Genomic DNA, 25,308 nt, shown 5'->3' on the forward strand with positions numbered 1-25,308 from the left:
AACTGCTCCCCGTAAGTTGGACTGAAGATTCAGTTCCGACTTACGGGGAGCAGTTTCGTTTTTTAAGGGCAGTCCGCTGTCCGGGGAGCAGCCCGAAGCCGCGGCGCCGGCAGATCCGGTCAGACCAGCCAGCGCCACCAGCGTGGCTGCTCCTGTTCCGGCGTCGGTTCCGGCTCCGGCTCCTCGCCCAAGGCCAGTGCGGCCCCGACGATGTCGTCCGCGGTGAGCGTCATGACGGCCTCACGATCGAGCGCGTCAAGACTTTGTTCCTCGTCGAGCGACAGCCGCAGCGCCTGACGGTTGAGCGCCTGCTCGAATAATGTGCGGGCGAACCGCGCGTTGCCGGAGTCCTCGCCCGCGTGCAGCCCGGTGAAAATGCGGCGCAGCATCTGGTCCGCACCCGGCTCCAGCCTGTACTCGTGCTGGGCCAGCATCCGGTGGAAGATCGTCTGGAGTGCGTCGACGGAGTAGTCGGGGAACGTGATTTCACGGGCGAACCGGGAGCGCAGTCCGGGGTTCGAGAGCAGGAAGGACTCCATCAGCCGCGGGTACCCGGCCACTATCACCACCAGGCGGTGGCGGTGGTCCTCCATCCGCTTGAGCAGGACCTCGATCGCCTCGGGGCCGAAATCCATCCGGCCGTCCTCCGGGGCCAGCGCGTAGGCCTCGTCAATGAACAGGACGCCGTCCAGCGCGCGCCGGATCACCCGGTCTGTCTTGATGGCGGTGGTGCCGACGTACTGCCCCACCAGGCCCGAACGGTCGACCTCGACCAGATGGCCTTTCTGCAGCAGGCCGACCGCGCGGTACATCTCGGCCAGGAGCCGCGCCACGGTGGTCTTGCCCGTGCCCGGGTTTCCGAGGAATACCAGATGCTGTGATGTGGCCACCTCCGGCAGGCCGTGCGCCTTACGGCGGGCCTGGACCTGGAGCAGTGCGACGAGCGCCCGCACCTGTTCCTTCACTGTCTCCAGTCCGACCAGGGCGTCGAGCTCGGCCTGCAGCTCGGACAGCGGCCGCGCCGGCCCGGGCCTCGCAGCCATGAGATCGCCCACCAGGTCGTCGACGCGCTCCGAACCGGGCAGCTTGAGCTGATCGGCCAGACGGCCGATGGTTTCGCGCAGGTCGTCAAGCGGATTGCGGCTGGCAGCCATGCATCCACTGTAGTACCAGCACTCGATTCCCGGCCCTGCCTTCACAGCCCAGACACAGGTGGGGCCGGATTGCTGCACAGGATGCCCAGCGAGGGTTGATGCGAAGCCGGCCCTCCGCGCCGGCACCTGAGTCATAGGAGTAACGTGAGCGTCCTTGCCCGAAGCGTAGGCAATGCCTTCAGAAACACGGTCCGCACCGCAGCTGTTGTCGCGGTGCTGGCCGTCGCCATTGGCCTTGCCCTGGCCATGCTGGTAGCCAACCAGGCGGTCGGGGCGAAAGTGCAGGAGCTCAATGCGTCCGTCGGCACCGTCCTGACCGTCAACCCCGCCGGCGGGCAAGGTTTCGAAGGCGGCGGTGAGCCGCTCACCACCAGCCAGGCAGCCACGGCCGCCGGCGTGCCCAACGTCAGTGCCGTCGTCGGGACATCCTCCCTGCGGCTGCGCAATGCCACCGAAGCGGCCGCACAGGCCGCGGCCGGGCAAACGGGACAGACCGGGCAGGCAGGGCCCGGAGGCCAGAACGGGCAGGGAGGCGCCGGCGGCCAGGCGGCAGCCACACTGACCACCAGCCTCACGGCGGCGGTGGACGCGGGCACCCTTGGCAACCGCAACCAGCAGGCCAACGGAAGCACGGGCTCCACCGGAACCACGCAGCAGCCCGTCCGGTCCCTGCCGATCACCGCCACCGGCATTGGCGCCGAAGTCGACACCACCGGCAAGGCACTGAACATCACGCAGGGCTCCGGGCTCGGCGACTACTCGGCAGCATCCACCAGTGCCCTGCTGGGCACCACCCTGGCAGGGAAGAACAACCTCACGGTTGGCTCCACCTTCACCATCAACGACCAGACCTACACGGTCTCGGGATTGTTCGACGCCGGCACCACCTTTGGCAACAACGCTGTGTATGTCACCCTCCCCACCGCCCAGACCCTGGCAGGCACACCGGGTGAACTGTCCAGCATGATCGTCACGGTCAACTCCATGGACAACGTGGCCAGCACCAAGACGGCCCTGCAGACGGCTCTCGGCACGGACAAGGCCGATGTCACCCAGGGCCAGAACCTGCAGACCGCGGTCAGTTCGCTGGACAGCGTCAAGAACATTTCCTTCATCGCCTTCATCGCCGCCCTGGGCACCGCAGGGCTCATCATCCTGCTCATCATGGTGATGCTGGTCCGCGAGCGCCGCAGGGAAATCGGCGTGCTGAAGGCGATCGGCGCGCCCAACCGCACCATCGGCCTGCAGTTCGTCCTCGAGGCACTGGTCCTGGCAGCCCTGGGCAGCGCCGTCGGTGCCGCCATTGCATCGTTCGCCAGCGGCGGCATCGCCTCGGCACTGATCAGCAGCAACACCACCAGAACCACCGCCGCCACGGGCCGCGGTGTCCCGGGCGGGGCCGGTGGTGGCGCGGGCTTCCCGGGCGGCCAGGGCGGACCCTTCGGCGGCGCTTCCCAGCTGTTGAACTCCGTGACCGCCAGCGCCTTACCGGGTGTGATCGCCGGTGGCATCGCTGCTGTGTTCGGTGTCGCCATCATCGGCGCCCTGGTTCCCGCGCTGCTCACCGCGCGCATCCGTCCCATCGAAGTCCTGCGAGGAGAATAGCCATGATAGAAGTCAAGAACCTGGTCCGCACCTTCAACTCCGGTGACCGCACCATCAAACCGGTCAACGACGTCAGCTTCGCCCTGGACCAGGGCACCCTGGCCTCGATCGTGGGCAAGAGCGGCAGCGGCAAGAGCACCCTGTTGTCCCTCCTTGGGGCACTGGACAAGCCCACCAGCGGAGACGTCGTCGTGGACGGCGTCAGCCTGGCGAGCCTGCCGGACAGCAAGCTGACGGAATACCGCCGCCGGGACATCGGATTCGTGTTCCAGCAGTTCAACCTGATCCCCAACCTGTCCGCCGTGGACAACGTCATGCTCCCCATGGAATTTGCCGGGGTGCGCAAGGCCGCCCGGCTGGAGCGCGCCAGGGAATTGCTGGAGCAGGTCCAGCTGGATCCGTCCAAGCACGAACGGCGCATCAACCGGCTTTCCGGCGGCGAACAGCAAAGGGTGGCCATTGCGCGGGCCCTGGCCAACGAACCGAAGCTCATCCTCGCCGATGAGCCCACCGGCAACCTTGACGAACAGACCGGCGACCACATCATCGAACTCCTCAGCTCGCTGAGCCGCGACCACGACACCACCATCCTGGTGGTCACCCACGACCGGGCCCTGGCGAACAAGACGGACCGCCGCTTCCGCCTCCAGCAGGGCAAGCTGACGGAGGAACCGGTCCGCGGCCGGGCTGCCGTCGCCGCTTCCGCCTCCAGCAGGGCAAGCTGACGGAGGAACCGGTCCGCGGCCGGACCGCCGTCGCCGCTTCCGCCTGACCTCAGCCAAGGGGCCAACGGTGGGGGACATCCCGTCCCCCACCGTTGGCCCCTTTATTGCCTGTCCCCGCCGCCGGCACGTCCCCGGTCCTCACCCGCCGCTGTGACAGGATTGCAGCTATGACTGCTCCCATCGCCACGCCATGGCTTTCCAGCCAGCCTGACCAGGATCCCCGCTCCGCCACCGGGGCTCCCCTGCGCTGGGGAATTATTGCAACGGGCAGCATCGCCCGCGCCGTGTCCCAGGATCTCGCGCTGCTTGAAGACGCCGAGCTGTACGCGGTCAGCTCCCGGGCGCAGGACAGCGCGGACGCTTTTGCCGTGGCCTATGACTTCGCAAAAGCCTATGGTGACGACGGCGGTGTCCCCGGCTACCAGCGGCTCCTCGCCGATGACGCCGTGGACGTTGTCTACGTCGCCACGCCGCACGCGCAGCACCACGAGATGGTTCTCGCCGCCCTCAACGCCGGCAAGCACGTGCTCTGCGAGAAGGCGTTCACCATCAACGCCCGGGAAGCATCCGAGCTCATCGATGTTGCCCGCAGCCGAGGTCTCTTCCTCATGGAAGCCATGTGGAGCCGGTTCCTGCCCTCGATGCAGCGCGCGTTCCAGATCGCAGCTTCGGGTGAACTTGGCGACATCCACTGGATTACCGCGGACCTGGGCTTCCCCGCCCCCTACTCCCCCACGGCCAGGTTGTGGGCGCGGAAGGACGGCGGAGGGGCGTTGCTGGACTTGTCCGTCTACCCGCTCCTGTGGGCGCTGGGCACCCTTGGCTTTCCCCACACCGTGAGCGCCACGGGCTTCGTCAACGACGACGGCGTGGATTCGCAGAACGCCATGACCCTCGGCTACGGCCACGCGGCCCAGGTCCAGCTCACCTCCTCACTCCTGGCACACGGTCCGCGCACGGCGACCGTCGCAGGGAGCCTGGGCTTCCTGCAGAGCGTGGGCTCCATCAACAACCCCCGCGAACTCCTCATCACCAAGGGGTGGGAAGACCGCCGGACGGAAACCTTCGACGTTGTGGGCAAGGGGTACACCTACGAGCTGCGCGAAGTAATGCGGTGTGTCCAGCAGGGAGTGACGGAGAGTCCGGTGATGCCGCTCGAAGACACACTGAACACCATGCGGCTATTCGATGGCGTTCGTGCCCAGCTCGGTGTGACCTACCCCAACGACGGCCATTAGCAAGAGGCGCCGCGAAAGATGCTCGACGCCGGCAAGGCGGCTTTCGCGGTGAGGTTGGGGCATGTGACTTCCTGCTTTCGCCCTTGACACCTTCAGTGCTTGTTCCCGCCCTTTGTAAAATCCCTTTAGCAAAGTCTGGACTTGCGGCAACAAGGAGTCATAGGCTTTAGCCAGCATTGATTGCACAGCTCACTGGGGGGTGGTACGCATGGCTAGCATGAGTTCGCCATGGCGTGCCCTGCGACCAGCGCTCCTTGCCGGGGCAGCCGCAGTTACTTGGCTGGCGCTTTCGTCAACTTCAGCATCCGCCGACGCCGGGCCTGGCTCCCCTTCCCTGCTCGGCAGCGTCACCGGCTCGGCCTCATCCTTGGCCTACGAACTTGCGGACACTGTTTCACCGGCTCCTGCCGCCTCCCCGGCCGGACCTGCTGCAGGCCCTGGACTGGTGCAGCCTGTCGTAGCCCAGGTCGCCGGCGTTGCCGACAAGCTCATTAACTCCGTTCCCGTGCTGGACCAGGTGATTCCGGCGGGAACCCTTTCCACTGTCTCGGCTCCCGTTGGGGAGATCGCCGACACAGTGACGGCCGGGGTGGTGCAGGTTGTTGTAGCCCCTGCAGCCGAGGCCGTCCCGGTAGTTGAACCGGCGCTGCAGCCCGTTGCCGATCTTCTGACCGGCACCGCTCCACTTCCGCTTCCCGCCCCGGCCGCTGACGCCGTGCCGGCAGATCTTCCTTCCGGGGTTGTCCCTGGTCCCGCGGCAGCTCAGCCCGTGGCCTTGGAAATCCTTCCGGATGGGGCCGGAACGGGGCTGGAACCGGGGCAGGAACCGGATGCGTCGCCCACGGCGCCGGTTGCCGGCGGCGGCGTGGCCTTGGCAACGGTACGCAGTGCAGCCCTGGCCAACACGTCCTCCCCGTGGGATGGCATGTCTGTCCCGGCTGACCCCGCGTCGGGGCAGCCCCTTCCCGTCGAGCCGGCACCGCTGCCTGCCCAGGTTCCTGCCGCACCGGGATCCGGCACCGGCAGCGCTGGATCATCCGGCGGTTCATCCGGTGCCGCAGCATGGCTTAGCCCTGCCTATTTTGGTTTTGAGCGGCCTGGCGCTGTTCCCGCCGGCGAGGCCTCCGAGCACGCCCCTGCGCCGGTGTCGTTCGACCCCGGTTCTTCCCCTGACTAGTTGAGGCCGTCTGCCCCCAACGGGCAGCACGTGGCTTTACGGGCAGCTGATAAGCGCCCGAACTACCTCAACTTCAGGAGTAACCATCATGAACTGCACCCTTCGCAGGGGGCTGCTTAGCACCCTCTTTGCCGGCGGCCTTCTGGCCTTCGGCTGCGCTGCCGCAAACGCAGCGGACACCACCAGCGGGACGGATCTTTCCGCTTCCGCCCTCATCTCGGCGGCGGCGCCCGCTGACTCGACGTCGTTGGGCCTGCTGGGTGACCCAACGCCGGCCGGCTCAACAGGCGTCGCCGCCGCAGTGGACGTAAACCTCGGCCTCGGAAGCACCGGCACCACCACCACGGACGCCACCACGGCAAACCTCGCCGTCGACGCAGCCGCAGACCTGGGACTCGGCGGCGTGAGTGCCGGCGATACCAGTGGGCTCGGCACTACCGACCTGGCCGCCGCAGTGGACGTAAACCTCGGCCTCGGAAGCACCGGCACCACCACCACGGACGCCACCACGGCAAACCTCGCCGTCGACGCAGCCGCAGACCTGGGACTCGCCGGCACCACCGACCCCACAACAACCGGCACCACCGACCTGGCCGCCGCAGTGGACGTAAACCTCGGCCTCGGAAGCACCGGCACCACCACCACGGACGCCACCACGGCAAACCTCGCCGTCGACGCAGCCGCAGACCTGGGACTCGCCGGCACCACCGACCCCACAACAACCGGCACCACCGACCTGGCCGCCGCAGTGGACGTAAACCTCGGCCTCGGAAGCACCGGCACCGACACCGGCACCACGGACGGCACCACGGCAAACCTCGCCGTGGACGCAGCCGCAGACCTGGGACTCACCGGCACCACCGACCCCACAACAACCGGCACCACCGACCTGACCGCCGCAGTGGACGTAAACCTCGGCCTCGGAAGCACCGGCACCGGCACCACCACCACGGACGGCACCACGGCAAACCTCGCCGTGGACGCAGCCGCAGACCTGGGACTCACCGGCACCACCGACCCCACAACAACCGGCACCACCGACCTGGCCGCCGCAGTGGACGTAAACCTCGGCCTCGGAAGCACCGGCACCACCACCACGGACGGCACCACGGCAAACCTCGCCGTGGACGCAGCCGCAGACCTGGGACTCGGCGGCGTGAGTGCCGGCGATACCAGTGGGCTCGGCACTACCGTTGAGGCAGTTCTCGACCTCACCATCGGTGGCGTCACCAGCAGTGATACATCGGGTGGAGTCGACGCAGGCATCGACCTTGGAGCCGGTGTGGACACCGGAACTGCGGACGCTGGCGGCCTGGATGCCGTTGTCGACCTTGGCATTGACCTGGGTATCGGACTCGGTAATGACAGCGGAACCAGCACTCCGGGCACCAACACACCCGGCACCACTGACCCGGGAACCACCACCCCGGGAGACGGCACCACCGGAGACACCGGCACCCTTGATCCCGGAACCAGCACTCCGGGGTCAGGCGACCCTGCCGGCAACGGCGGCTCGACTTCCGGCAATGACTCCACAAGCGGTACTGGTACTGCAGGAAGCGGCAACTTCACCGCTGCACCGGCAGGCTCCACCGCAGTGAGCGGGGCCATCGCCCCGGTCACCACACCGCGGAGCACTCCGACTGGCGGCAATCCTGCCCTTGCCAACACCGGCTCAGCCCACACCCGCCTGGCCAACACCGGCTGGGACGGAGCGCTGGTTCCCCTGGCACTGGTGCTTCTGGCAGGCGGACTCCTGATGCTCCGCAAGCGCAAGGTGTCCTGAGGCCTGAGTCCTGTAAGGAAACCGCCCGCGCACGCGCCTGAAGCGGCAGCACCCGGCGGGCTGACGAGAGGAGGACACCCACCGAACAACCAAGTAACAGTACAAAACATGTCATCAGCACACATGTCCTTGTAGCCAATGGTCCGGCGGCGAACGTGTTTGAAATCGCCGCCGGGCCGTCGGCGTGTCGCAACGCGAAACCCTAGGTCAATCGCTGGTTCCGCCGTCCCGCCCGTATAATTTGAGGTACGACAGTGCCGCAGCGCACCGGGAGGAACGGTCATGGTGGCGGAATCGCCTAGCTCCATCAAGAATGAAGTTGTCGGCGGTCGCTATCGTTTAGGTGAGGTCATAGGCCGCGGCGGGATGTCGTCGGTGTACTGCGCACGGGACGAAAAGCTGGGCCGTGACGTGGCGTTGAAACTCTTCGCCCCGCAGGCTCCGGATGCGGACGAGCTTAAGCGGCAGGAAGCCGAAATCCAACTTCTGGCCACCCTGAACCACCCCGGCCTGGTGACGCTCTTCGACGCCGGGATCGATGACCGCATTCCGGACGAGCCCCGGCCCTTCCTGACCATGGAACTCGTCGAGGGCCAGGACCTGCGCAGCCGCATCAGGCACAGCCGGGTACCCCTGGAAGAGCTGTCCGTGATCGGAGCCGGCATCGCCGACGCTCTGGCGTACGTTCATGGCCTGGGCATCATCCACCGCGATATCAAACCGGGGAACATCCTGCTGGTCCAGATCCGCCCGGGTGAGCCGCTGCGGCCCAAGCTCACGGATTTCGGCATCGCCAGGATCGCGGATTCCACCCGGCTCACGGCCACGGGCACCATGGTGGGCACGGCTGCCTACCTCAGCCCCGAGCAGGCCCTTGGCAAACCCCTTTCGTCAGCCACGGATATCTACTCCCTTGGACTGGTGCTGCTTGAGTGCATCAAGGGCACCGTGGAGTACCCCGGCAGCGCAGTGGAATCCGCCGTTGCCCGGCTCCACCGCGCCCCGGAGATCCCCGACGACGTTCCCCCGGAATGGGCGGACCTCATCCGTTCCATGACTGGCATCGAGCCGCTGGAACGCCCTGCGGCCGCCGACATCGAAACGGCACTCCGTCAGGCACTGGTCTCGCCGGCTTCAACGCCGGGAGAACTGGCACCGGAAACCACGCGGGTGCTTCCCGCCATGCCCTTCCACCCGCCCTCGATCACCGCTGAGGAATCGGTGGATGATGTGCGCGAGGCAGCGGCCTCTACAGAGGCTGCCGATCCCGCATCAGCCGCCCAACCTGCTGCATCGCCGGCTGGTTCCGGAGTGGAAACGAGCGGAGTGGCAACGGCCGGAGTGGTTGCCGGTGCATCCGCGGGCAAGGCTCCCCGCACACCCCGCCTCTCCCGGAACCAACGGATATGGCTGGTCGTCGTGCTTGGTGTCCTTGTCATTGCTGCAGCCGTGGCTGCGGTGATGATGAGCATCTCGGCCCGGCCCGCCGACGTCGTCCCTTATCCCACCGTGACCGGCGTCCTGGGCGACCATCTGCAGGAGCTGCAGAAAAGCGTGGAGCCGTGACGCCGCGGCAGACAATCCCGGGCCGGCTGGTCCTGGCTTTCTCGGCGGCCTTTCTGGCGGCAGGCTACCTCAGCGCCTGCGCGGCGCCGGGAAACGGCCTTCAGCGCGAAGCTGCGGCACAGCTCCAGGCACGCGTGCTGGAAGTGACGCAGGCGTCGTCCCAAAACGATCCTGCGTCGGCACTGAAGGCACTGGAAGGCCTTGAAGCCGACCTCACTTCACTGCAGGCAAAGGGCAAGGTCTCGGAGGAACGGCGCCGCAGCATCACCACCGTGGCCTCCGCTGTCCGGGCAGACCTGAACGAGGTTGTCGCCGCACAGCAGGCTGCGGCCAAAGCCGCCGAGGATGCCCGGAACGCCGCGCAGGCAGCTCAAAGCCCATCCCCCACCGCCGAGGCACCCGCGCCCCAGCCGGCTCCCGCCCCGGCACCGGCCCAGGGCAACGCGGGCGGCTCCGGCGCGGACACCGGCAAGAACAGCAACGCCGACAAAGGCAAAGGCAAGAACTAGCCCGCCCATACTATAAAGAGCACAAAGAGAGGCGGTGTCCGGAACGATCCGGCCACCGCCTCTCTTTGTCAGCTGTCGCAGCAGCGGCCGGTGCTAGGCCAGGCCGGCGATGACCTGATTAAGGGTGGCGGAAGGACGCATCACCGCGGAGGCCTTGGCATCCTCGGGGCGGTAGTAGCCGCCAATGTCCACGGGTGAGCCCTGGACCTCGGCCAGCTCGCCCACAATCGTCTCCTCCTTGGAGGACAGCTCCTTGGCGACGGAACCGAAAGCGGCGGCCAGGTCGGCGTCGTCCGTCTGCTTGGCCAGCTCCTCCGCCCAGTAGCGGGCCAGGAAGTAGTGGCTGCCGCGGTTGTCCAGCTCGCCCACGCGGCGGCTCGGGGACTTGTTCTCCAGCAGGAACGTGCCGGTGGCGCGGTCCAGGGTGTCGGCCAGGACCTGCGCGCGGGCGTTGCCCGTGGTGGTGGCCAGGTGCTCGAAGCTGACGGCCAGCGCCAGGAACTCGCCCAGGCTGTCCCAGCGGAGGTGGTTTTCCTTGAGCAGCTGCTGGACGTGCTTCGGCGCGGAACCGCCGGCACCGGTTTCAAAGAGTCCGCCGCCGTTCATCAGCGGAACGACCGAGAGCATCTTGGCGCTGGTTCCCAGCTCCAGGATGGGGAACAGGTCCGTGAGGTAGTCGCGGAGCACGTTGCCCGTGACGGAGATGGTGTCCTCGCCCTTGCGGATGCGTTCCAGGGTGAAGGCGATCGCCTTGACCGGGGACATGATCTGGATGTCCAGGCCGTTGGTGTCGTGGTCCTTCAGGTACTCGTTGACCTTGGCGATGAGGTTGGCGTCGTGGGCGCGTTCCTCGTCCAGCCAGAACACGGCCGGGGTCTGCGAGGCACGGGCGCGGGTGACGGCCAGCTTGACCCAGTCGCGGATGGCGGCATCCTTTGTCTGGCAGGCGCGCCAGATGTCGCCCTCGGAAACCTCGTGTTCGATCAGCACGTTGCCCGAGCCGTCCACGATCTGGATCCGGCCGGCTTCCTGGATCTCGAAGGTCTTGTCGTGGCTGCCGTATTCCTCGGCTGCCTGTGCCATGAGGCCAACGTTCGGCACAGTGCCCATGGTGGTGGGGTCGTAGGCACCGTTGGCGCGGCAGTCATCGATGACCACCTGGTAGATGCCGGCGTAGGAGCTGTCCGGCAGGACGGCCAGGGTGTCCGCTTCCTTGCCGTCCGGTCCCCACATGTGGCCGGAGCTGCGGATCATGGCAGGCATGGAGGCGTCCACGATGACGTCGCTGGGGACGTTCAAGGTGGTGATGCCCTTGTCCGAGTCCACCATGGCCAGGGCGGGACCGTCTTCCAGGCCCTTCTTGATCAGGTTCTGCACGCCGTCGCGCACATCCGCGGGAAGGTCCTCAAGGCTGCTCAGGATGGCGGCAAGGCCGTTGTTGGGGCTGATGCCGGCTGCCGAGAGCTGCTTGCCGTAGGTTTCGAAGAGTTCGGAGAAGTAGGCCTTGACCACGTGGCCGAAGATGATGGGGTCCGAGACCTTCATCATGGTGGCCTTCAGGTGTGCGGAGAACAGCACGCCTTCTTCCTTGGCGCGGGCCACCTGGGCCTTCAGGAATTCATCCAGGGCGGCGGCGCGCATCACAGTGCCGTCGATGACCTCGCCGGCCAGGACCGGGAAGGCCTTCTTCAGGACCTTCACCGAGCCGTCCTCGCGGACCAGCTGGATGGCGATGGTGCCCTCGGACTCGATGACCACGGACTTCTCGTTGGACCGGAAGTCATCCTGGCCCATGGTGGCCACGTTGGTCTTGGAGTCAGGGGTCCAGGCGCCCATGGAGTGCGGGTTCTGGCGGGCGTAGTTCTTGACTGACAGCGGGGCCCGGCGGTCCGAGTTGCCTTCGCGCAGGACCGGGTTCACAGCCGAGCCCTTGATCTTGTCGTAGCGCGAGCGGACGGCGGTTTCCTCGTCGGAGGAGGGGTTGTCCGGATAGTCCGGCAGCGCGTAGCCCTGGCCCTGCAGTTCGGCGATGGCGGCCTTCAGCTGCGGGATGGAGGCACTGATGTTGGGCAGCTTGATGATGTTGGCTTCCGGCGTCTTCGCCAGCTCACCGAGCTCAGCAAGGGCGTCACCGATCTGCTGCTCGGGGGTCAGGTAGTCACCGAACTGGGCGATGATGCGGCCGGCGAGCGAAATGTCGCGGGTCTCCACCTCCACACCTGCTGTCGAAGCGAACGCCTCGATGATGGGCAGGAACGAATAGGTAGCCAGCATCGGCGCTTCGTCGGTGTGGGTGTAGATAATCTTGGACATGCGCGGGCGTCTCCCTGTGGGTCGGCTTGGTTGTGAAAATTCGGTCTATTTCACCATGTACAACTTACCCGAGGACACCAGTTTGAAGCGTACCGGAGGCCCAGCGTTACCCCTGCCGTGGGCAGGATTACAGCGATGGAGAACGGCAGACGGCGGCAGGAAACCGGGTGCCCGCCGCGCCCGGGCACCCGGCCACCAGGGCTCCATCCCGGGACAATGCAGGCCATACATGATACGTCACTACTATTTACAAATCTGTCATGGAGGGATAAATTCGCAGGGTCACACTTGGCATTCCCACGCCTTTCCCCGTTCAGACAGGACAACAATGACAAGCACCAGGTCTCTGGCTTCCGCCCTCCTGAGCCTCTCCGCGGCCGCCGTTCTGGCTTTCACCAGTGCAGGTGCCGCCACCGCAACACCAGCAGCGGCGGACGACCACACGAATCCGTCCGTTACCAGTGCTGTCCTTGACGCGGCGGGTGCTGCCGACTACTGGACACCGGAGCGGATGCAGAGCGCCATCCCCGGCGACACCCTGGCCGGCAAGGCACTGGAACGCGGCAACCGCTCCAGCGCAGCCGTCGTGGAGAAGGGCAAACCGTCTTCCACCAAGGGCACCAAGAGCACCGGCAGCACTGCCAAGAGCGAAACGCCGGTCAGCCACATCGGCAAGGTCTTCTTCACCCTGGGGGGCGCCAACTATGTGTGCTCCGGCAACGCTGTCTCATCGACCAACGGCAGCACGGTTGCCACAGCGGGACACTGCGTTAACGAGGGGCCTGGAGCGTACGCCACCAACTTCGTCTTTGTTCCTGCCTATGAGAATGGCGCAGCACCGTATGGCAAGTGGTCTGCACGGGCCCTGTACGCGCCGAGCCAGTGGGTCTCAAACGGTGACATGACGTACGACACCGGCTTCGCCGTCATGAACCCCCTGAACGGCAAGAACCTCACCGCTGTGGTCGGAGGCTCGGGCGTGGCCTTCAACCAGGCCCGGGGCCTGACTTACAAGTCCTACGGCTACCCCGCCGCTGCCCCGTACAACGGTGAGACCCTCAAGAGCTGCACCGGCACGGCAACCAATGATCCGAACAACCCGCAGTTCAACAGCCAGGGCATCCCCTGCGACATGACCGGGGGTTCCTCAGGCGGCCCGTGGTTCATCGGGACCAGCTCCGATGGCGTGCAGAACTCCATCAACAGCTACGGCTACAACCGTTCTGCCGTGATGTACGGCCCATACTGGGGCTCAGTCATCCAGGCAACCTACGCCAGTGCAGCAAAATCCTAAGGAACCCGGGCCCGACGAGGATCCTGTCAGCCACGTTGACCTGACCCAGTCACACGAGGAAGTCCTCGAGTACTGGACAAAGCAACGAATGGCAGAGGCCAAGCCCCGGGAGATCCAACTTCCGGAGCCCGGCCCCGGTTCAGCTGACCAGGACTAAGCCGGCACAACGACGACTGCGCCCGCCCCCTTTGCTCAGGGGGCGGGCGCCGTCGTTTGTCCTAGTGGAAGAAGTGGCGGGCCCCGGTGAAGTACATGGTGATGCCGGCCGCATTGGCTGCCGCGATCACCTCTTCATCGCGCACGGATCCGCCCGGCTGCACGACAGCGCGGACGCCGGCGTCGATCAGGATCTGGAGGCCGTCGGCGAACGGGAAGAACGCGTCGGAGGCAGCCACGGCGCCGCGGGCCCGCTGCGGTGCGCCGGCAGCGCTGGCGTTGGAGGCACCGCCGGCACCTTCGACGTCGGACTCCACCGTGACGCCCAGCGTGTTGGCCCGCTCCACGGCCAGGCGGCAGGAGTCGAGCCGGTTGACCTGGCCCATGCCGATGCCCACAGCTGCGCCGTTCTCGGCGAGGAGGATGGCGTTGGACTTGGCGGCCCGGCAGGCTGTCCACGCGAAGGCAAGGTCCGCGAGGGTCTTCTCGTCCGCTGCTTCACCGGCTGCGAGGGTCCAGTTGGCGGGGTTGTCGCCATCGGCGTCCACCTTGTCGCTTACCTGGACCAGCATGCCCCCGGAGACCTGGCGGAACTCCGTGGGGTAACGGCCGTAGCCTTCGGGAAGGGCGAGCAGGCGGATGTTCTTCTTCTTGGACAGGATCTCCACGGCTTCCGGCTCGAAGCCGGGGGCGATGACCACTTCGGTGAAGATGTCCTTGACGGTGTTGGCCATGCCTGCGGTGACGGGGCGGTTTGCGGCGATGACGCCGCCGAACGCGGAGACGGGGTCGCAGGCGTGGGCCTTGGCGTGCGCGTCGGCGATGGGGTCTGCGGCGTCCTTGGAGCCGACGGCCACACCGCAGGGGTTGGCGTGCTTGATGATGGCGACGGCGGGCTCGCTGAAGTCGTAGGCAGCGCGCAGGGCGGCGTCGGCGTCCACGAAGTTGTTGTAGCTCATGGCCTTGCCGTGCAGCTGGTCCGCCTGGGCGATGCCCACCGGGGCGGCTTTGTCCACGTACAGTGCAGCCTGCTGGTGCGGGTTTTCGCCGTAGCGGAGGACCTCGGAGCGTTCCAGGGACAGGCCGGCGTAGGCGGGCCAGTCGATGACGCCGTCGCCGTCCTCGTCCAGGAACTGGCTGGCGGTCCAGGTGGCAACCGCGTTGTCATAAGACGCGGTGTGGGCGAAGGCCTTGGCGGCGAGGCGGCGGCGGGTCTTGAGGTCGAAACCGCCGGCGGCGGCGGCCTCCACCACCTGGCCGTAGAAGGACGGGTCCACCACAATGGCGACGGCGGCGTGGTTCTTGGCGGCCGAACGCACCATGGCGGGGCCTCCGATGTCGATCTGTTCGACGACGTCATCCTGGGCGGCGCCGGACTTGACGGTCTCCACGAACGGGTAGAGGTTCACCACCACCAGGTCGAAGGCTTCGATGTCCATGCTGGCAAGGGTTTCCATGTGGGCCGGAACGCGCCGGTCCGCCAGGATGCCGCCGTGCACACGCGGGTGCAGCGTCTTGACGCGGCCGTCCAGCATTTCGGGGGAACCGGTGACTTCCTCCACCTCCTGCACGGGGATGCCCGCGGCGGCGATCTTCTTTGCCGTGGAGCCGGTGGAGACGAGCTTCACGCCCGCTGCGTGCAGGCCCGTGGCGAGCTCCTCCAGACCGGTTTTGTCGTAAACCGAGATCAGGGCCCGGCGGATGGGTACACGGTCAATGGATACGCGCTCATGCTGCGTGAAGCTCACAAATGTCTCCGTCTTATCTCGCGGTACAGGGCCGCGGTTGGTGGGGATAGGGCCAGTTTATCGCGAAGGGCGGGGTTGCCCGGCGTGGACGCCGGAGTGTGAACGGGCTGGGGCCGGGCTAAAGTTTTGGACAGGAGGCGGCGATGAATACATACACCACTGTGCCCAGCGGCGAACAGGTGGTCCAGGAACTGCCCTGGCGATGGAAAGTCCAGGGCAGGATCTTCCTGATCGGAGGCCTCGGCTTCATGTTCGATGCCTGGGATGTAACCCTGAACGGCATCCTGATTCCGCTGCTGTCCAAGCACTGGTCCCTTTCCGCGGGGGAAGCGGCCTGGGTGGGCACGGCGAACCTGGTCGGAATGGCGCTGGGCGCCTTCATCTGGGGAACCATCGCGGACACCGTGGGGCGCAAGAAGGCCTTCACGGCAACCCTCCTGCTCTTCTCCGTGTTCACCGTGTGCGGCGCCTTCGCCCCCGACTTCATCTGGTTCTGCGCCTTCCGGTTCCTGGCAGGATTCGGCCTGGGCGGCTGCATTCCCGTGGACTACGCACTGGTGGGTGAGTTCACGCCGCGGAAGCAGCGCGGGAAAGTGCTTACGGCCATGGATGGCTGGTGGCCCATCGGCGCTGCCCTGGCGGGATTCGTCTCGGCCGGGCTGGTGGCCCTTTACGGCGACTGGCGGCTGACCATGCTGGTGATGGTCCTGCCGGCGCTGCTGGTTTTCTGGGTCCGGCGCAGCGTGCCCGAGTCCCCGCTGTTCCTGATCCGGAAAGGCCGGCGGGAGGAAGCGGCCCGGATCATCGACGGACTGGTGGAAGCAACCGGGGCAGAACCGCGTGCCTACAGCCTTCCGGACGCCAGGGATGTCCCGCGGCTCTCCGCCGGCAACGCCTGGACGCAGCTGCGCTCAGTGTGGCAGTTCAGCTGGAAGATCACCGCCGCCGCATGGTCCCTGTTCTTCAGCATCCTGCTGGTTTACTACTTGTCCCTGACCTGGATGCCGCGCATCCTCATCGGCGCAGGGTTCGCCGAGTACAAGGCGTTCGTCACCACAGCCTCCATGGCCGCCGTCGGCTTCCTTGGCGTGGTGGTGGCAGCGCTCTTGGTGGAGCGTGTGGGCCGCAAATGGATCCTGGCCATCACCGGCCCGCTGTCCGCTCTTACGCTGGTGATTGTGGCTTTCGTGGTGGACATCCCCACGGCCGCGGTGTTCTGGCTGCTGGTGTTCGGCTTCGTGGTGCAGGTGGCCATCCCCGTGCTGTATGCCTACGTGTCCGAGCTCTATCCCACAGAACTGCGCGGCACCGGCTTCGGCTGGGCATCCACGTTCTCGCGCCTCGGCGCAGGTTTTGGGCCGCTGATCTTCGCGAACTACTTCTGGCCGGAACTCGGGCTTGCAACGTCGTTTGCACTGGCGGGAGCCCTGGTACTGGTCTCCGTTTTGTGGATGGCGTTCTTCTCCCCCGAAACCCGCCAGCGCCGGCTGCAGTAGACGGTTCCCAACTGACTCGCAGTTGCTGTCGTTCTCGCACGTCAAAACGGCATCAACTGCGAGCTACTTTGGTACCCAGCCTCTACTGAGAAGCGCCCCGCGCACTTTCGAGAGGGCGGACAACGCCTGGTTTTGCATGTGGCGCTTTGAGATCCTCACGAGCAGCCATCCTCCTCGGCTGAAATCCTCCTCGCGGTCGATATCCCTAACGATCTGTTGTGGCTCGGAATGGCCGTCGCCGTCGTATTCCACCGCAATCCTGTACTCCGGATAGCTCAGGTCAGGCTGACGAATGACGCCGGGGCGAAGTTCGATGGGCATGTTCAGCATCGGCTCAGGCAGGCACGCGGCGTTCAGGGCAAGCCGAAGCCGCGTCTCCGGCGCCGAGTCCGAACCAACCCGCGCCAACTCCAGGGCAAGTCTTGCCTTCCGGATGCCGGGTGTACCTTTGTGTCGATCCAACATGTCGGACAACTGCCCAAGGGTACAAAACGGCTCCGTCCTGATTTCGAACGCAGCCCTCGGCACCCGCAGAAGATGGTCCGCCACTACTGTCAGCTCCTCAACGCTCATCCTTCGGGCATTGTCCAGCCATGTCCGGGGCCTGCTGGTTACCAGCACCCCTTCCACATGCACGATCTCGTCGTCGAAGAACTGTCCTACGTGGCCGACAACGCCCTTGCGGCGGGGAATAGCCATGGTGTCCGGACGGGAAATATGGATCAGCGGGTCCTCTTGACCGGGCAAAAAACCAGGAAAACTCCAGAACGTGAAGGCCGTGGCGTGGGACACCGCCGAAAACGAAGTGATCCTCGTAAACGGCCTCAACGCTTCAGACAGGGCCGTGCCCTCTCGACCCTAGCCCGAGCCGTCTTGCGGGACCCTGATGCCGCGGCTGGGTGCGTCCAGCCCTCCGTGGCGCAGCCGCCTAAGAGTTACGCCGGCGTCGACCGCTTCCTGGCACGTAAACGGCACCCGGGCGATCTCGGCGGGAAGTGGACGAGGCGTCTTCACGCGACCATAGTCGCAAACGCTTCTGCCATCTGCCGGAGTTATCCACAGCCAGCGGCGGCGATGATTAAGTGACTCGCAGTTGTTGTCGTTTTGACGGGTCAAAACGACAACAACTGCGAGCTAGTTGGGGGGCTGGGGGGACGGGAACGAGGGGTCTGCGGCGAGGGCCGCCAAGGTGGAGACCAGGAGCCGCCGCTCCACCACCTTGATGCGTTCGTGCAGCGTTTCCTCGGTGTCTGAGTCCTCGATGGTCACGGCCTCCTGGGCAATGATGGGGCCGGTGTCCACGCCCGCGTCCGCCCAGTGGACGGTGCAGCCCGTGACCTTCACCCCGTATGCCATCGCATCCCGCACGCCATGGGCCCCTGGGAACGCCGGCAGCAGCGCCGGGTGCGTGTTGAGGTACCTGCCGTTGAACGCGTCGATGAAACCGGGGCTGACAATCCGCATGAACCCTGAAGACACCACCACGTCCGGCTTGTAGGCGGCCACGGCTTCGGTCAGGGCGGCATTCCAGTCGGCACGGTCCGGGTAGGCCTTGAAGTCCACCACGAACGTGGGGATGCCGGCGGCAGCGGAGCGTTCGACGCCGTACGTTCCTTCGCGGTCCGCGCCCACCGCAGCGATTTCCACAGCGAGCCCGCCCGCCTTGACGGCGTCGATGACTGCCTGGAGATTGGACCCGGTGCCGGAAACGAGGACGACGATACGCATTGGTCCAGCTTAGGTGCAGGCTCGCGTACGCTGGAAAACATGAACAGCGAACCGGGCCGGAGCGGGCAGCAGCAGGTCAGGCCCCCGCTCAGCGAGGCGGCGAAAGCGTCCCTCGCCAAGACCCAGACCCTGTTCCGGATGTTCGTGGTCTCGGTGCTCGGCGCGTTCTTCGTCTACCAGCTGGATGTGGGCTACCTCTGGCTGACCACGGTGCTCACCGCCTCGGGCCTGGTCCTGGGAATTGTCCTGCTGGTCCGCGCAGTCCGGTTGAAGGAATCCAAGCTGATTCTCTTCGGCACCATTTCCGGCCTGGTGGTCGCTGCCGTCATGGTGCTGCTGATTGTCACCACCATGGTCCTCTTTGACCAGGTCCGCGAGTACCAGGCCTGCCTTGGCCGTGCGCTGACGGACCGGGCCACCCACGCCTGCATGGTGCAGTTCCAGGACGTCCTGCCCACCAAGGTGCGCTAGGCCCCGCGCAGGTCCTAGTGGACCAGTTCCGCGTCCCGTTCAGCAGCCGTGCTTTTCTCGCGTTCCAGCCATGGTCCGGCTGCGTAGCCAATCACGACGCCGGCAGCCACCTCGGCGGCCACCCACAGTCCCGTCCACAGCGGGTCAGGTCCAATGGCGGTCAGGCGGCCCACCCCGGCTGAGCCCCTGGCAACCCAGGCCAGGCACAGGGTCAGCAGCCCCGCGGCCACGCCGGCCAGCGCGCCAAGGGCGAGGGTGGAAACTGTCGCCGTGAACCAGCGGGCGTGGACCTTGATGGCAAGCCACTCATCAAAGTGGTTCTCTCCCTCCCGGAGGAACCACCACCCCGCCATGACACCGGCCAGCACCGGAACGATCATGGCCACGAAGGCGTAATCCAGGGGGCCCGAGGGGATGGCCGCCAGGACGGGGATGGACGGAAGCGGACCCACGGCGGTGCCCAGCGGACCCACCTGGGAGCCCACGCCCATGGCGAAGCCGGCACCGGATGTCCAGGCGAGGGCGAAGACCACAAGGTTGGGCAGGAAGCCGAGCTGCGCGATGGTGAGGACGGCACCTCCCACCGGGCCGGCGTCGAGCGCCTCATAGACAGACACCACAAGGTTCCAGTGGATGAACAGGTCAACTGCTAGCAGCGCTGCTGCCAACGCAAGCGCGGACACCACCGCCACGAATCCTGCCTTGGCCACCGACGCGAAGTAGGAACCGGCCCAGCGCGAATGCTGGCTGGTGCGCGAAATCCAGTCCACCGCGTCAACGCCGATGAGCCGGCTCCAGGATCCTGCTTCCCTGCGCGCGCCGATCACCATGCCCAGTCCGTACGGAACCAGGGGAACCAGCATGGCGTACCAAAGATTGATGACGACGTCGGCATTGCGGCAGACGAACCCGGTGGCGGCGCCGAAAGCCCCGTAGACCAGCCAGGATCCAAGCAGCGCCTGCCACAGCTGGTCCGTGTAGGAAGCACGGGCCAGCCGGCGGCCAGCCCGCCAGGCAAGGAGGAACGGGATCAGGGTCAGGCCCAGGGGAATCAGGCTGAGGACGCCGGTTCCGCCGTGCGTGGCCGCCTGCGGTCCCGCGCCCGCCAGTTCCAGCGGCACGCCGTGCACGAGGAGCCAGGACTGGCCTGCCAGCCGGGCCAGGACCTCGAACTGCCCGTTCTGGAAACCGGCGGTGGCCCAGACAGCAACGATGGGCGCCACCACCACCAGCGCGGAAATGATGGCCGCCTGCGCCGTTTCAAGGGCTCCCTGCAGCCACAACGGCATGGGAAGGCCACGGTCTCCGGTCTGGTCAGCGCGCAGTTTCATCGTGCTCCATGGTGTCACGCCGGGTGGGCTCTGCCCGCGAACGACAGGCTCCACGGGGGCGCGGATGATCAATCAAATGACCGGGACGCCGGCGCTTTTTCCTGGAGGCCGCCGTAAAATTGGTAGAAACCAACACCCGCTGCCCCGCCGAGGGCGTGCTGCGATTTCTGCTGGCCGCCGCCGTCACCCGGCGCCAGTTCGATGACCCGGATTCCGTAAACCGGGAAAACAGGAGCCGCGAATGAGAGATGAACCGTAAGTTCTGAAGATATTCGTCCTACTGGCTGGTGCAGCCACGTTTATGCGCGGCTGCACCAGCGTTTAAAGAGTGCGGCGCCGGGAGCCCCCAAGTAGGCTCCCGGCGCCGTTCACCGTGTCAGGGCCGCTGTTTCAGCCAGCCTGCCCGCGGAACGTAGGGACGAGTCCCCCGCACCTGTCAGCGGCGGCTGCCGCCGTCTGTTTCGATGTTTTCCTTGCGGACTTCCTCGTTGACCGTGACGTCGTCGCGGACAACATCCTTGTCCAGCCGGACCCGCTCCACGGGGACGGCTTCCTTCTCCACCACCGGGCGCTCCTCATGGAGGACCACTTCGTGCTCTTCCTCGCTGATGGCCGGTCCGCCCATGGCGGCACCGCGGTTGGCGTCCGTGATGGGCTCGCGCTCAATGCGGACTTCTTCGCGCTCCACCGGGATGGTCTTGGTGACGTTCTCGGTTGTGACGTACTTGCGCAGCCGCGCGCGGCCGGTGGCCTCACGCTCCGTGCCCACGTGAAGCTGTTCCTCCGACCGCGTCATGGCGTCATCGGTGGTGGGGCCGGAGGTGTCGTGGCCGACGGTTCCCCGTGTGGTGTCGCGGTCGGAGGTGCCGTGGCCTGCCGCCAGGCCTGCCGTGGGGGTGCCGGCGTTCAGGTCGGCGTCGCCCTGCAGGTCAACGTCCCGGTCAGTGCCGGTGGTCGCCTGCGTGTAGGTCCGGGCACCGCGTTCGTAGTAGGTGTAAAGACGGTCCTCTTCCTCGGGGGTGAGGTGGCCGTCCGCGTCCACGCGGGGCGCGTCCTTGACGTGCTCCTTGGTGTAGGGGACTACCAAGTCGTCGTCCTGGTGGCGTGCGCCTTCGACCGGGATGAACGATTCGGAAGTGCCGAAAAGGCCGGTCTTGACCGTGACCCAAGTGGGCTCACCCGTGTCGTCATCTGCGTACAACTGGCCAATCGAGCCGATCTTCGTACCATCGGAACCGACGACGTTGCCGCCCTTGGTGAGCAGGTTTTCAAGATTTTCCCTGTTGAGCATGACTCTCCTTGGATGTGTCGTTGCACTGGGTCTGCCAGCAATGGATGTCCTTGCGCGGGATGTCCCCGACGCCCGGTTTCCGCCCCGGCTGCTTGAGGCTCTGCGCTGACTACCCCCCTACCGTAAGCATGCTTAGCATCGAATGCCAAGCCTACTTAGTAATTTTTTTCGGGACTGGGTCCAGTTGTTCACCGGGCCTTTGCCTCCGGGTAATGCCTACTCCCCCGCCATTTCAGGGAGGCCGCGCACGGTTGAGGGGTGAGGATCGCAATAGTCGCCGAATCATTTCTGCCGTTGATGAACGGCGTCACCCACTCAATCCTGCGGGTCCTGGACCATCTGCAGGAGCGGGGCGACGACGTCATGGTCATTGCCCCGTCCGCGCACGACGGGGAGGCCGCAGTCCACGTCAACGGCGCCGAGGTCCACCGGCTTCCAGCGGTTCCGCTGGCAGGCTATACGAACGTGCGGGTGGCCGTGGGAGGTGTGTACCGGGTCAAGCGAATCCTTGCCGAGTACGCGCCCGATGTGGTGCATCTTGCCTCGCCGTTCGTGCTGGGCTGGCGCGCCGCCCAGGCTGCCGCGCAGCTGGGCATTCCCACCGTGGCGGTCTATCAGACCGAGGTCCCCAGCTATGCCGCCCGGTACGGTGTGCCCTTTTTGGAGAACTGGGCATGGAACCGGGTGGAGAACATTCATTTACTGGCCACCCGAACCCTGGTGCCCTCCACGTTCGCGCTGAACCAGTCGCGCGGCCGGGGCATTCCGCGGGTGCGGATGTGGCGCCGCGGCGTGGACACCGCGCGGTTTTCACCGGAAAAGCGCGACGGCGGGTGGCGGGCTTCGGTGGCCCCGAACGGTGAACGGATCATCGGCTACGTGGGCAGGCTCGCCGTGGAAAAACAGGTGGAGGACCTGGCCGCCCTCTCCGGCCTCCCCAACACCCGGTTGGTGATTGTGGGCGACGGGCCCCAGCGCACGGCGTTGAAGACGGTACTCCCCGGCGCGGTGTTCACCGGGTTCCTGGGCGGCGAAGAACTGGCCCGGGCGGTGGCGTCCTTCGACCTGTTCGTCCACCCCGGCGAGTTCGAAACCTTCTGCCAGACCATCCAGGAGGCCATGGCATCGGCTGTTCCTGTGGTGGCCACGGGGCGGGGCGGTCCGCTGGACCTGGTCGAGAATTCGCGGACCGGGTGGCTTTACGAACCGGGCGACCTGGCGGCCATGCGCGCCAGGGTGCAGGACCTGGTGGGCGACGACGCCAAGCGCCGGGCGTTCGCGGCGGCAGCCCACGGGTCGGTGCAGGACAGGACCTGGCCGGCGCTGTGCGCCGAACTGGTGCAGCACTACCGGGACGTCACCGCGGCGGTTCCCGGTCCCCCGCGGAAGGCGTCAAAGGCAGGAGCACCGTCATGAGGATTTCCGTAATAGGCTGCGGCTACCTGGGCGCTGTTCACGCGGCGGCCCTTGCATCCATGGGCCACTCGGTGGTGGGCATCGACGTCGATCCCGGCAAGGTGCAGCAACTGGCGCAGGGGGTGGCGCCATTCCACGAGCCCGGGCTTGACGAGCTGCTCCAGGACGGCCGCGCCACCGGAAGGCTGCGGTTCGCCACCGACCCGGCAGAGGCAAGGGGCGCGCAGGTTCATTTCCTGTGCGTGGGGACGCCGCAGGACAAGGCGTCCGACGCCGCCGACCTCACCTTCCTGGTCTCCGCCCTGGAAAGCCTGCTGCCGCACCTGGCCGCGGGCGCCGTCGTCGTGGGCAAATCCACCGTGCCGGTTGACACCGTGGACATGCTGCGCGGCATCCTGGCGCGACGGCCCGACGTGCTGCTCGGCTGGAACCCCGAGTTCCTGCGGCAGGGCACCGCCGTCAAGGACTCGCTGGTGCCGGACCGGCTGGTTTACGGCGTGGAGGGCGGCCGGCCCGCTGCCTTCAACCCGGCAACAGGTGCGCCCCTGGGGGTGGCGGCAGCACTGGATGCCGTCTATGAACCGCTGCTGGCCGCCGGGATCCCCCGCCTGGTCTGCAGCTTCGCCACGGCAGAGCTGATCAAATCGGCCGCGAACGCCTACCTGGCCACCAAGGTCAGCTTCATCAATGCAGTGGCAGGGCTGTGTGATGCTGCCGGCGCGGACGTGACGGAGCTCAGCGCGGCGATGGGGCTGGATCCGAGGATCGGCAGCAGGTACCTGCACGCGGGGCTGGGATTCGGCGGCGGCTGCCTGCCCAAGGACATCCGCAGTTTCCGCGCACAGGCCGCCACACTCGGCGTGCCCGCCGTGGAGGACTGGATGCGGCTGGTTGATGCGGTGAACCTTGGCCAGCGTGAACGCACGGTCGGCCTCGCCAGGGAGCTGTGCGGCGGAGCGCTGGCCGGACGCTCGGTCACTGTTTTGGGCGCCTCCTTCAAGCCTGATACGGACGACATCCGGGATTCGCCGGCGCTGGATGTGGCGGACCGGCTGGCCGCTGCCGGGGCGCACGTCACCGTCACCGACCCCAAAGCGGTCAATCTTGCCTGGCGCCGCTACCCGCGCCTGCGCTTCGAGGCGTCCACCGGGCGGGCACTCCAGGATGCCGAACTGGTGCTGCTCCTCACCGAATGGGACGAGTACCGGCGGCTGTGCCCCGCCGTCACCGGACAGCTGGTACGACGGCGGGTGGTCCTGGACGCGCGGAACGTGCTGGACGCGGCAGCGTGGCGGGAGGAAGGCTGGCTGGTGCGCGGCCTTGGCACCTCCGCCGGCACCTTGGCCACGGCAGGCGCGGTGGGCTGACGCCCGACAGGGGACGGCCTAGCCGAGGAGCCCCAGCTCAGCGAAGGCCAGGGCCACGCCGTTGCCGGCGGGTGCGGCAGTGGTCCTGTCCGCCACGGCAAGGACGGCGGGGTGGCCGCCTTCCACGGCGATGCCGACGGCTGCGTACTCAAGCATTTCGATGTCGTTGGCGCTGTCGCCGATGGCAATGATGTCGGCCCGGTCCAGGCCGAGCCGGGCTTCCACCACCTGGATGCCCACCGCCTTGTGCGTGCCGGCCATGAAGATTTCCCCTGCACGGTCGCCGAGCGCTGACAGGGAGCTCGGGATCAGCCCAACCTCCGGCCCGAAGGCCTCCAACAGGCGGGTCAGCGGCACCGGTGCATCGAAGCAGGAGATCTTGGCGTAGGAGGTGGCGCGGAGGTCATCGCCGTAATGCATTGGCCCCAGGATGTCCTCGAGCGGATCCACGTCCGTGCTGAGCACTCCGTCGTGGCGTGGACGCCCGGCGAAGATGGGGCCCAGCACCTCCCTCAGCCGCCGGTCCACACCGGTGCGGCCATGCAGGGCTTCCGGGGCCTCCAGGATGTAGGCGGCGTTGTGGGCATCCAGGGCCTCAACGATGCGTGCGGCCAGGCCGGGTTCAAAACGGGCATCCTTGAGGATCTCCCCGTTGACCTCCACCCTGGCGCCGGCGCCTGTGATGGTGCCGTCAAACCCAGCGTCCAGGATGTGGCCGGGGACCATGGACAGCGGGCGTCCGGTACAGACAAAGACGAGGTGGCCCCGTGCCCGGGCGGTCCGCACCGCGTCCACGTGGGCAGCCGGAGCCAGGCCGTGGTCGGCGTAGGTTCCGTCGATGTCGAGGAAGATGGCACGGGGCCTGGCGGTCTGGCTGGGCATGCCTGCGCTCCTTGGTCTGTTCGGGGACTTGCCATCCTATCGGCGGACGCCAGGC

22 protein-coding genes are annotated in these 25,308 nt (G+C 66.6%); 14 read left to right on the plus strand and 8 right to left on the minus strand.

Annotated elements, in window-relative coordinates:
- Nucleotides 1-119: 119 nt before the first annotated feature.
- Complete coding sequence (locus AC3ANU_RS16800; RefSeq protein WP_056393433.1) at nt 120-1,154, minus strand: AAA family ATPase; 1,035 nt, start codon at nt 1,152-1,154, stop codon at nt 120-122.
- A 144-nt stretch (nt 1,155-1,298) separates the two neighbouring features.
- Between AC3ANU_RS16800 and AC3ANU_RS16805 the strand changes: the two genes are divergently transcribed.
- The 7 genes from AC3ANU_RS16805 (at nt 1,299) to AC3ANU_RS16835 (ending at nt 9,760) form a co-directional block, all read left to right on the plus strand.
- Complete coding sequence (locus tag AC3ANU_RS16805) at nt 1,299-2,759, plus strand: ABC transporter permease (RefSeq protein ID WP_488314892.1); 1,461 nt, start codon at nt 1,299-1,301, stop codon at nt 2,757-2,759.
- A 2-nt stretch (nt 2,760-2,761) separates the two neighbouring features.
- The gene (locus AC3ANU_RS16810; RefSeq protein ID WP_488314893.1) at nt 2,762-3,484 is read left to right on the plus strand and encodes an ABC transporter ATP-binding protein; all 723 of its coding nucleotides are present in this window, start codon (nt 2,762-2,764) and stop codon (nt 3,482-3,484) included.
- 167 nt (nt 3,485-3,651) lie between these two features.
- Nucleotides 3,652-4,722 (plus strand): Gfo/Idh/MocA family protein, encoded by a 1,071-nt coding sequence (locus tag AC3ANU_RS16815; RefSeq protein ID WP_056393428.1) that lies wholly within the window; start codon nt 3,652-3,654, stop codon nt 4,720-4,722.
- 208 nt (nt 4,723-4,930) lie between these two features.
- Entirely contained in the window at nt 4,931-5,899 is a 969-nt protein-coding gene (locus tag AC3ANU_RS16820) for a hypothetical protein (protein ID WP_488314894.1), read from the plus strand.
- 88 nt (nt 5,900-5,987) lie between these two features.
- The gene (locus AC3ANU_RS16825; RefSeq protein WP_488314895.1) at nt 5,988-7,685 is read left to right on the plus strand and encodes a hypothetical protein; all 1,698 of its coding nucleotides are present in this window, start codon (nt 5,988-5,990) and stop codon (nt 7,683-7,685) included.
- 282 nt (nt 7,686-7,967) lie between these two features.
- On the plus strand, nt 7,968-9,251 hold the full coding sequence (locus AC3ANU_RS16830) for a serine/threonine-protein kinase (RefSeq protein WP_488314896.1): 1,284 nt from the start codon (nt 7,968-7,970) through the stop codon (nt 9,249-9,251).
- Nucleotides 9,248-9,760 (plus strand): hypothetical protein, encoded by a 513-nt coding sequence (locus tag AC3ANU_RS16835; protein ID WP_018771791.1) that lies wholly within the window; start codon nt 9,248-9,250, stop codon nt 9,758-9,760. Before AC3ANU_RS16830 ends, AC3ANU_RS16835 begins: the two co-directional genes overlap by 4 nt.
- Before the next feature lie 93 nt (nt 9,761-9,853).
- On the opposite strand, the gene AC3ANU_RS16840 is transcribed toward AC3ANU_RS16835, so the two are convergent.
- Complete coding sequence (locus AC3ANU_RS16840) at nt 9,854-12,073, minus strand: NADP-dependent isocitrate dehydrogenase (protein ID WP_144600502.1); 2,220 nt, start codon at nt 12,071-12,073, stop codon at nt 9,854-9,856.
- 328 nt (nt 12,074-12,401) lie between these two features.
- Between AC3ANU_RS16840 and AC3ANU_RS16845 the strand changes: the two genes are divergently transcribed.
- On the plus strand, nt 12,402-13,367 hold the full coding sequence (locus AC3ANU_RS16845; protein WP_018771793.1) for a trypsin-like serine peptidase: 966 nt from the start codon (nt 12,402-12,404) through the stop codon (nt 13,365-13,367).
- Entirely contained in the window at nt 13,351-13,524 is a 174-nt protein-coding gene (locus tag AC3ANU_RS16850) for a hypothetical protein (RefSeq protein ID WP_166673078.1), read from the plus strand. The genes AC3ANU_RS16845 and AC3ANU_RS16850 overlap by 17 nt, the downstream gene beginning before the upstream one ends.
- A gap of 61 nt (nt 13,525-13,585) precedes the next feature.
- Here the strand turns inward: AC3ANU_RS16850 and purH are convergent, their stop codons facing one another.
- Entirely contained in the window at nt 13,586-15,271 is a 1,686-nt protein-coding gene (gene purH / locus AC3ANU_RS16855; protein ID WP_018771794.1) for a bifunctional phosphoribosylaminoimidazolecarboxamide formyltransferase/IMP cyclohydrolase, read from the minus strand.
- Between the two features lie 143 nt (nt 15,272-15,414).
- On the opposite strand from purH, the gene AC3ANU_RS16860 reads away from it, so the two are divergent.
- Nucleotides 15,415-16,767 carry an MFS transporter gene (locus AC3ANU_RS16860; RefSeq protein WP_488314897.1) on the plus strand — a complete coding sequence of 451 codons (1,353 nt, stop codon included), beginning with the start codon at nt 15,415-15,417 and terminating at the stop codon, nt 16,765-16,767.
- Nucleotides 16,768-16,830: 63 nt separating this feature from the next.
- Here the strand turns inward: AC3ANU_RS16860 and AC3ANU_RS16865 are convergent, their stop codons facing one another.
- Nucleotides 16,831-17,559, minus strand: coding sequence for a hypothetical protein (locus AC3ANU_RS16865; RefSeq protein WP_488314898.1), 729 nt, complete (start codon nt 17,557-17,559; stop codon nt 16,831-16,833).
- 342 nt (nt 17,560-17,901) lie between these two features.
- A complete protein-coding gene (purN, locus tag AC3ANU_RS16870) occupies nt 17,902-18,495 on the minus strand; it encodes a phosphoribosylglycinamide formyltransferase (RefSeq protein WP_018771797.1) in 594 nt (197 codons plus the stop codon).
- Nucleotides 18,496-18,534: 39 nt separating this feature from the next.
- Here purN and AC3ANU_RS16875 point away from each other — a divergent pair, with 39 nt between their 5' ends.
- Nucleotides 18,535-18,966: a hypothetical protein gene (locus tag AC3ANU_RS16875; protein ID WP_056393416.1), complete on the plus strand. Its 432-nt coding sequence runs from the start codon at nt 18,535-18,537 to the stop codon at nt 18,964-18,966.
- A 14-nt stretch (nt 18,967-18,980) separates the two neighbouring features.
- Here the strand turns inward: AC3ANU_RS16875 and AC3ANU_RS16880 are convergent, their stop codons facing one another.
- A complete protein-coding gene (locus AC3ANU_RS16880) occupies nt 18,981-20,297 on the minus strand; it encodes a cell division protein PerM (protein ID WP_488314899.1) in 1,317 nt (438 codons plus the stop codon).
- Between the two features lie 119 nt (nt 20,298-20,416).
- On the opposite strand from AC3ANU_RS16880, the gene AC3ANU_RS16885 reads away from it, so the two are divergent.
- A complete protein-coding gene (locus tag AC3ANU_RS16885; protein ID WP_018771800.1) occupies nt 20,417-20,542 on the plus strand; it encodes a hypothetical protein in 126 nt (41 codons plus the stop codon).
- Between the two features lie 191 nt (nt 20,543-20,733).
- Here AC3ANU_RS16885 and AC3ANU_RS16890 read toward each other — a convergent pair whose 3' ends face one another.
- Entirely contained in the window at nt 20,734-21,588 is an 855-nt protein-coding gene (locus AC3ANU_RS16890; protein WP_018771801.1) for a PRC and DUF2382 domain-containing protein, read from the minus strand.
- Between the two features lie 258 nt (nt 21,589-21,846).
- Here AC3ANU_RS16890 and AC3ANU_RS16895 point away from each other — a divergent pair, with 258 nt between their 5' ends.
- Together AC3ANU_RS16895 and AC3ANU_RS16900 are read left to right on the plus strand one after the other, a co-directional pair.
- Nucleotides 21,847-23,004 carry a glycosyltransferase family 4 protein gene (locus tag AC3ANU_RS16895; RefSeq protein WP_488314900.1) on the plus strand — a complete coding sequence of 386 codons (1,158 nt, stop codon included), beginning with the start codon at nt 21,847-21,849 and terminating at the stop codon, nt 23,002-23,004.
- Nucleotides 23,001-24,371, plus strand: a complete 1,371-nt coding sequence (locus tag AC3ANU_RS16900; RefSeq protein ID WP_488314901.1) for a UDP-glucose dehydrogenase family protein — start codon at nt 23,001-23,003, stop codon at nt 24,369-24,371. The genes AC3ANU_RS16895 and AC3ANU_RS16900 overlap by 4 nt, the downstream gene beginning before the upstream one ends.
- Nucleotides 24,372-24,389: 18 nt before the next feature.
- Here the strand turns inward: AC3ANU_RS16900 and AC3ANU_RS16905 are convergent, their stop codons facing one another.
- A complete protein-coding gene (locus AC3ANU_RS16905) occupies nt 24,390-25,253 on the minus strand; it encodes an HAD hydrolase family protein (protein ID WP_056393407.1) in 864 nt (287 codons plus the stop codon).
- Between the last annotated feature and the right edge of the window lie 55 nt (nt 25,254-25,308).

It is taken from the genome of Arthrobacter sp. SDR-2R (assembly GCF_057747955.1).

What these genes read in the sequence shown, in the direction of transcription:
- AC3ANU_RS16800 (WP_056393433.1), bottom strand. Translation starts at nt 1,154, where the DNA reads ATGGCTGCCAGCCGCAATCCGCTTGACGACCTGCGCGAAACCATCGGC.
- AC3ANU_RS16900 (WP_488314901.1), top strand. Translation starts at nt 23,001, where the DNA reads ATGAGGATTTCCGTAATAGGCTGCGGCTACCTGGGCGCTGTTCACGCG.
- AC3ANU_RS16905 (WP_056393407.1), bottom strand. Translation starts at nt 25,253, where the DNA reads ATGCCCAGCCAGACCGCCAGGCCCCGTGCCATCTTCCTCGACATCGAC.
- purN (WP_018771797.1), bottom strand. Translation starts at nt 18,495, where the DNA reads ATGCGTATCGTCGTCCTCGTTTCCGGCACCGGGTCCAATCTCCAGGCA.
- AC3ANU_RS16845 (WP_018771793.1), top strand. Translation starts at nt 12,402, where the DNA reads ATGACAAGCACCAGGTCTCTGGCTTCCGCCCTCCTGAGCCTCTCCGCG.
- AC3ANU_RS16875 (WP_056393416.1), top strand. Translation starts at nt 18,535, where the DNA reads ATGAACAGCGAACCGGGCCGGAGCGGGCAGCAGCAGGTCAGGCCCCCG.
- AC3ANU_RS16860 (WP_488314897.1), top strand. Translation starts at nt 15,415, where the DNA reads ATGAATACATACACCACTGTGCCCAGCGGCGAACAGGTGGTCCAGGAA.
- AC3ANU_RS16815 (WP_056393428.1), top strand. Translation starts at nt 3,652, where the DNA reads ATGACTGCTCCCATCGCCACGCCATGGCTTTCCAGCCAGCCTGACCAG.
- AC3ANU_RS16825 (WP_488314895.1), top strand. Translation starts at nt 5,988, where the DNA reads ATGAACTGCACCCTTCGCAGGGGGCTGCTTAGCACCCTCTTTGCCGGC.
- AC3ANU_RS16880 (WP_488314899.1), bottom strand. Translation starts at nt 20,297, where the DNA reads ATGAAACTGCGCGCTGACCAGACCGGAGACCGTGGCCTTCCCATGCCG.
- AC3ANU_RS16840 (WP_144600502.1), bottom strand. Translation starts at nt 12,073, where the DNA reads ATGTCCAAGATTATCTACACCCACACCGACGAAGCGCCGATGCTGGCT.
- AC3ANU_RS16810 (WP_488314893.1), top strand. Translation starts at nt 2,762, where the DNA reads ATGATAGAAGTCAAGAACCTGGTCCGCACCTTCAACTCCGGTGACCGC.
- AC3ANU_RS16820 (WP_488314894.1), top strand. Translation starts at nt 4,931, where the DNA reads ATGGCTAGCATGAGTTCGCCATGGCGTGCCCTGCGACCAGCGCTCCTT.
- AC3ANU_RS16890 (WP_018771801.1), bottom strand. Translation starts at nt 21,588, where the DNA reads ATGCTCAACAGGGAAAATCTTGAAAACCTGCTCACCAAGGGCGGCAAC.
- AC3ANU_RS16830 (WP_488314896.1), top strand. Translation starts at nt 7,968, where the DNA reads ATGGTGGCGGAATCGCCTAGCTCCATCAAGAATGAAGTTGTCGGCGGT.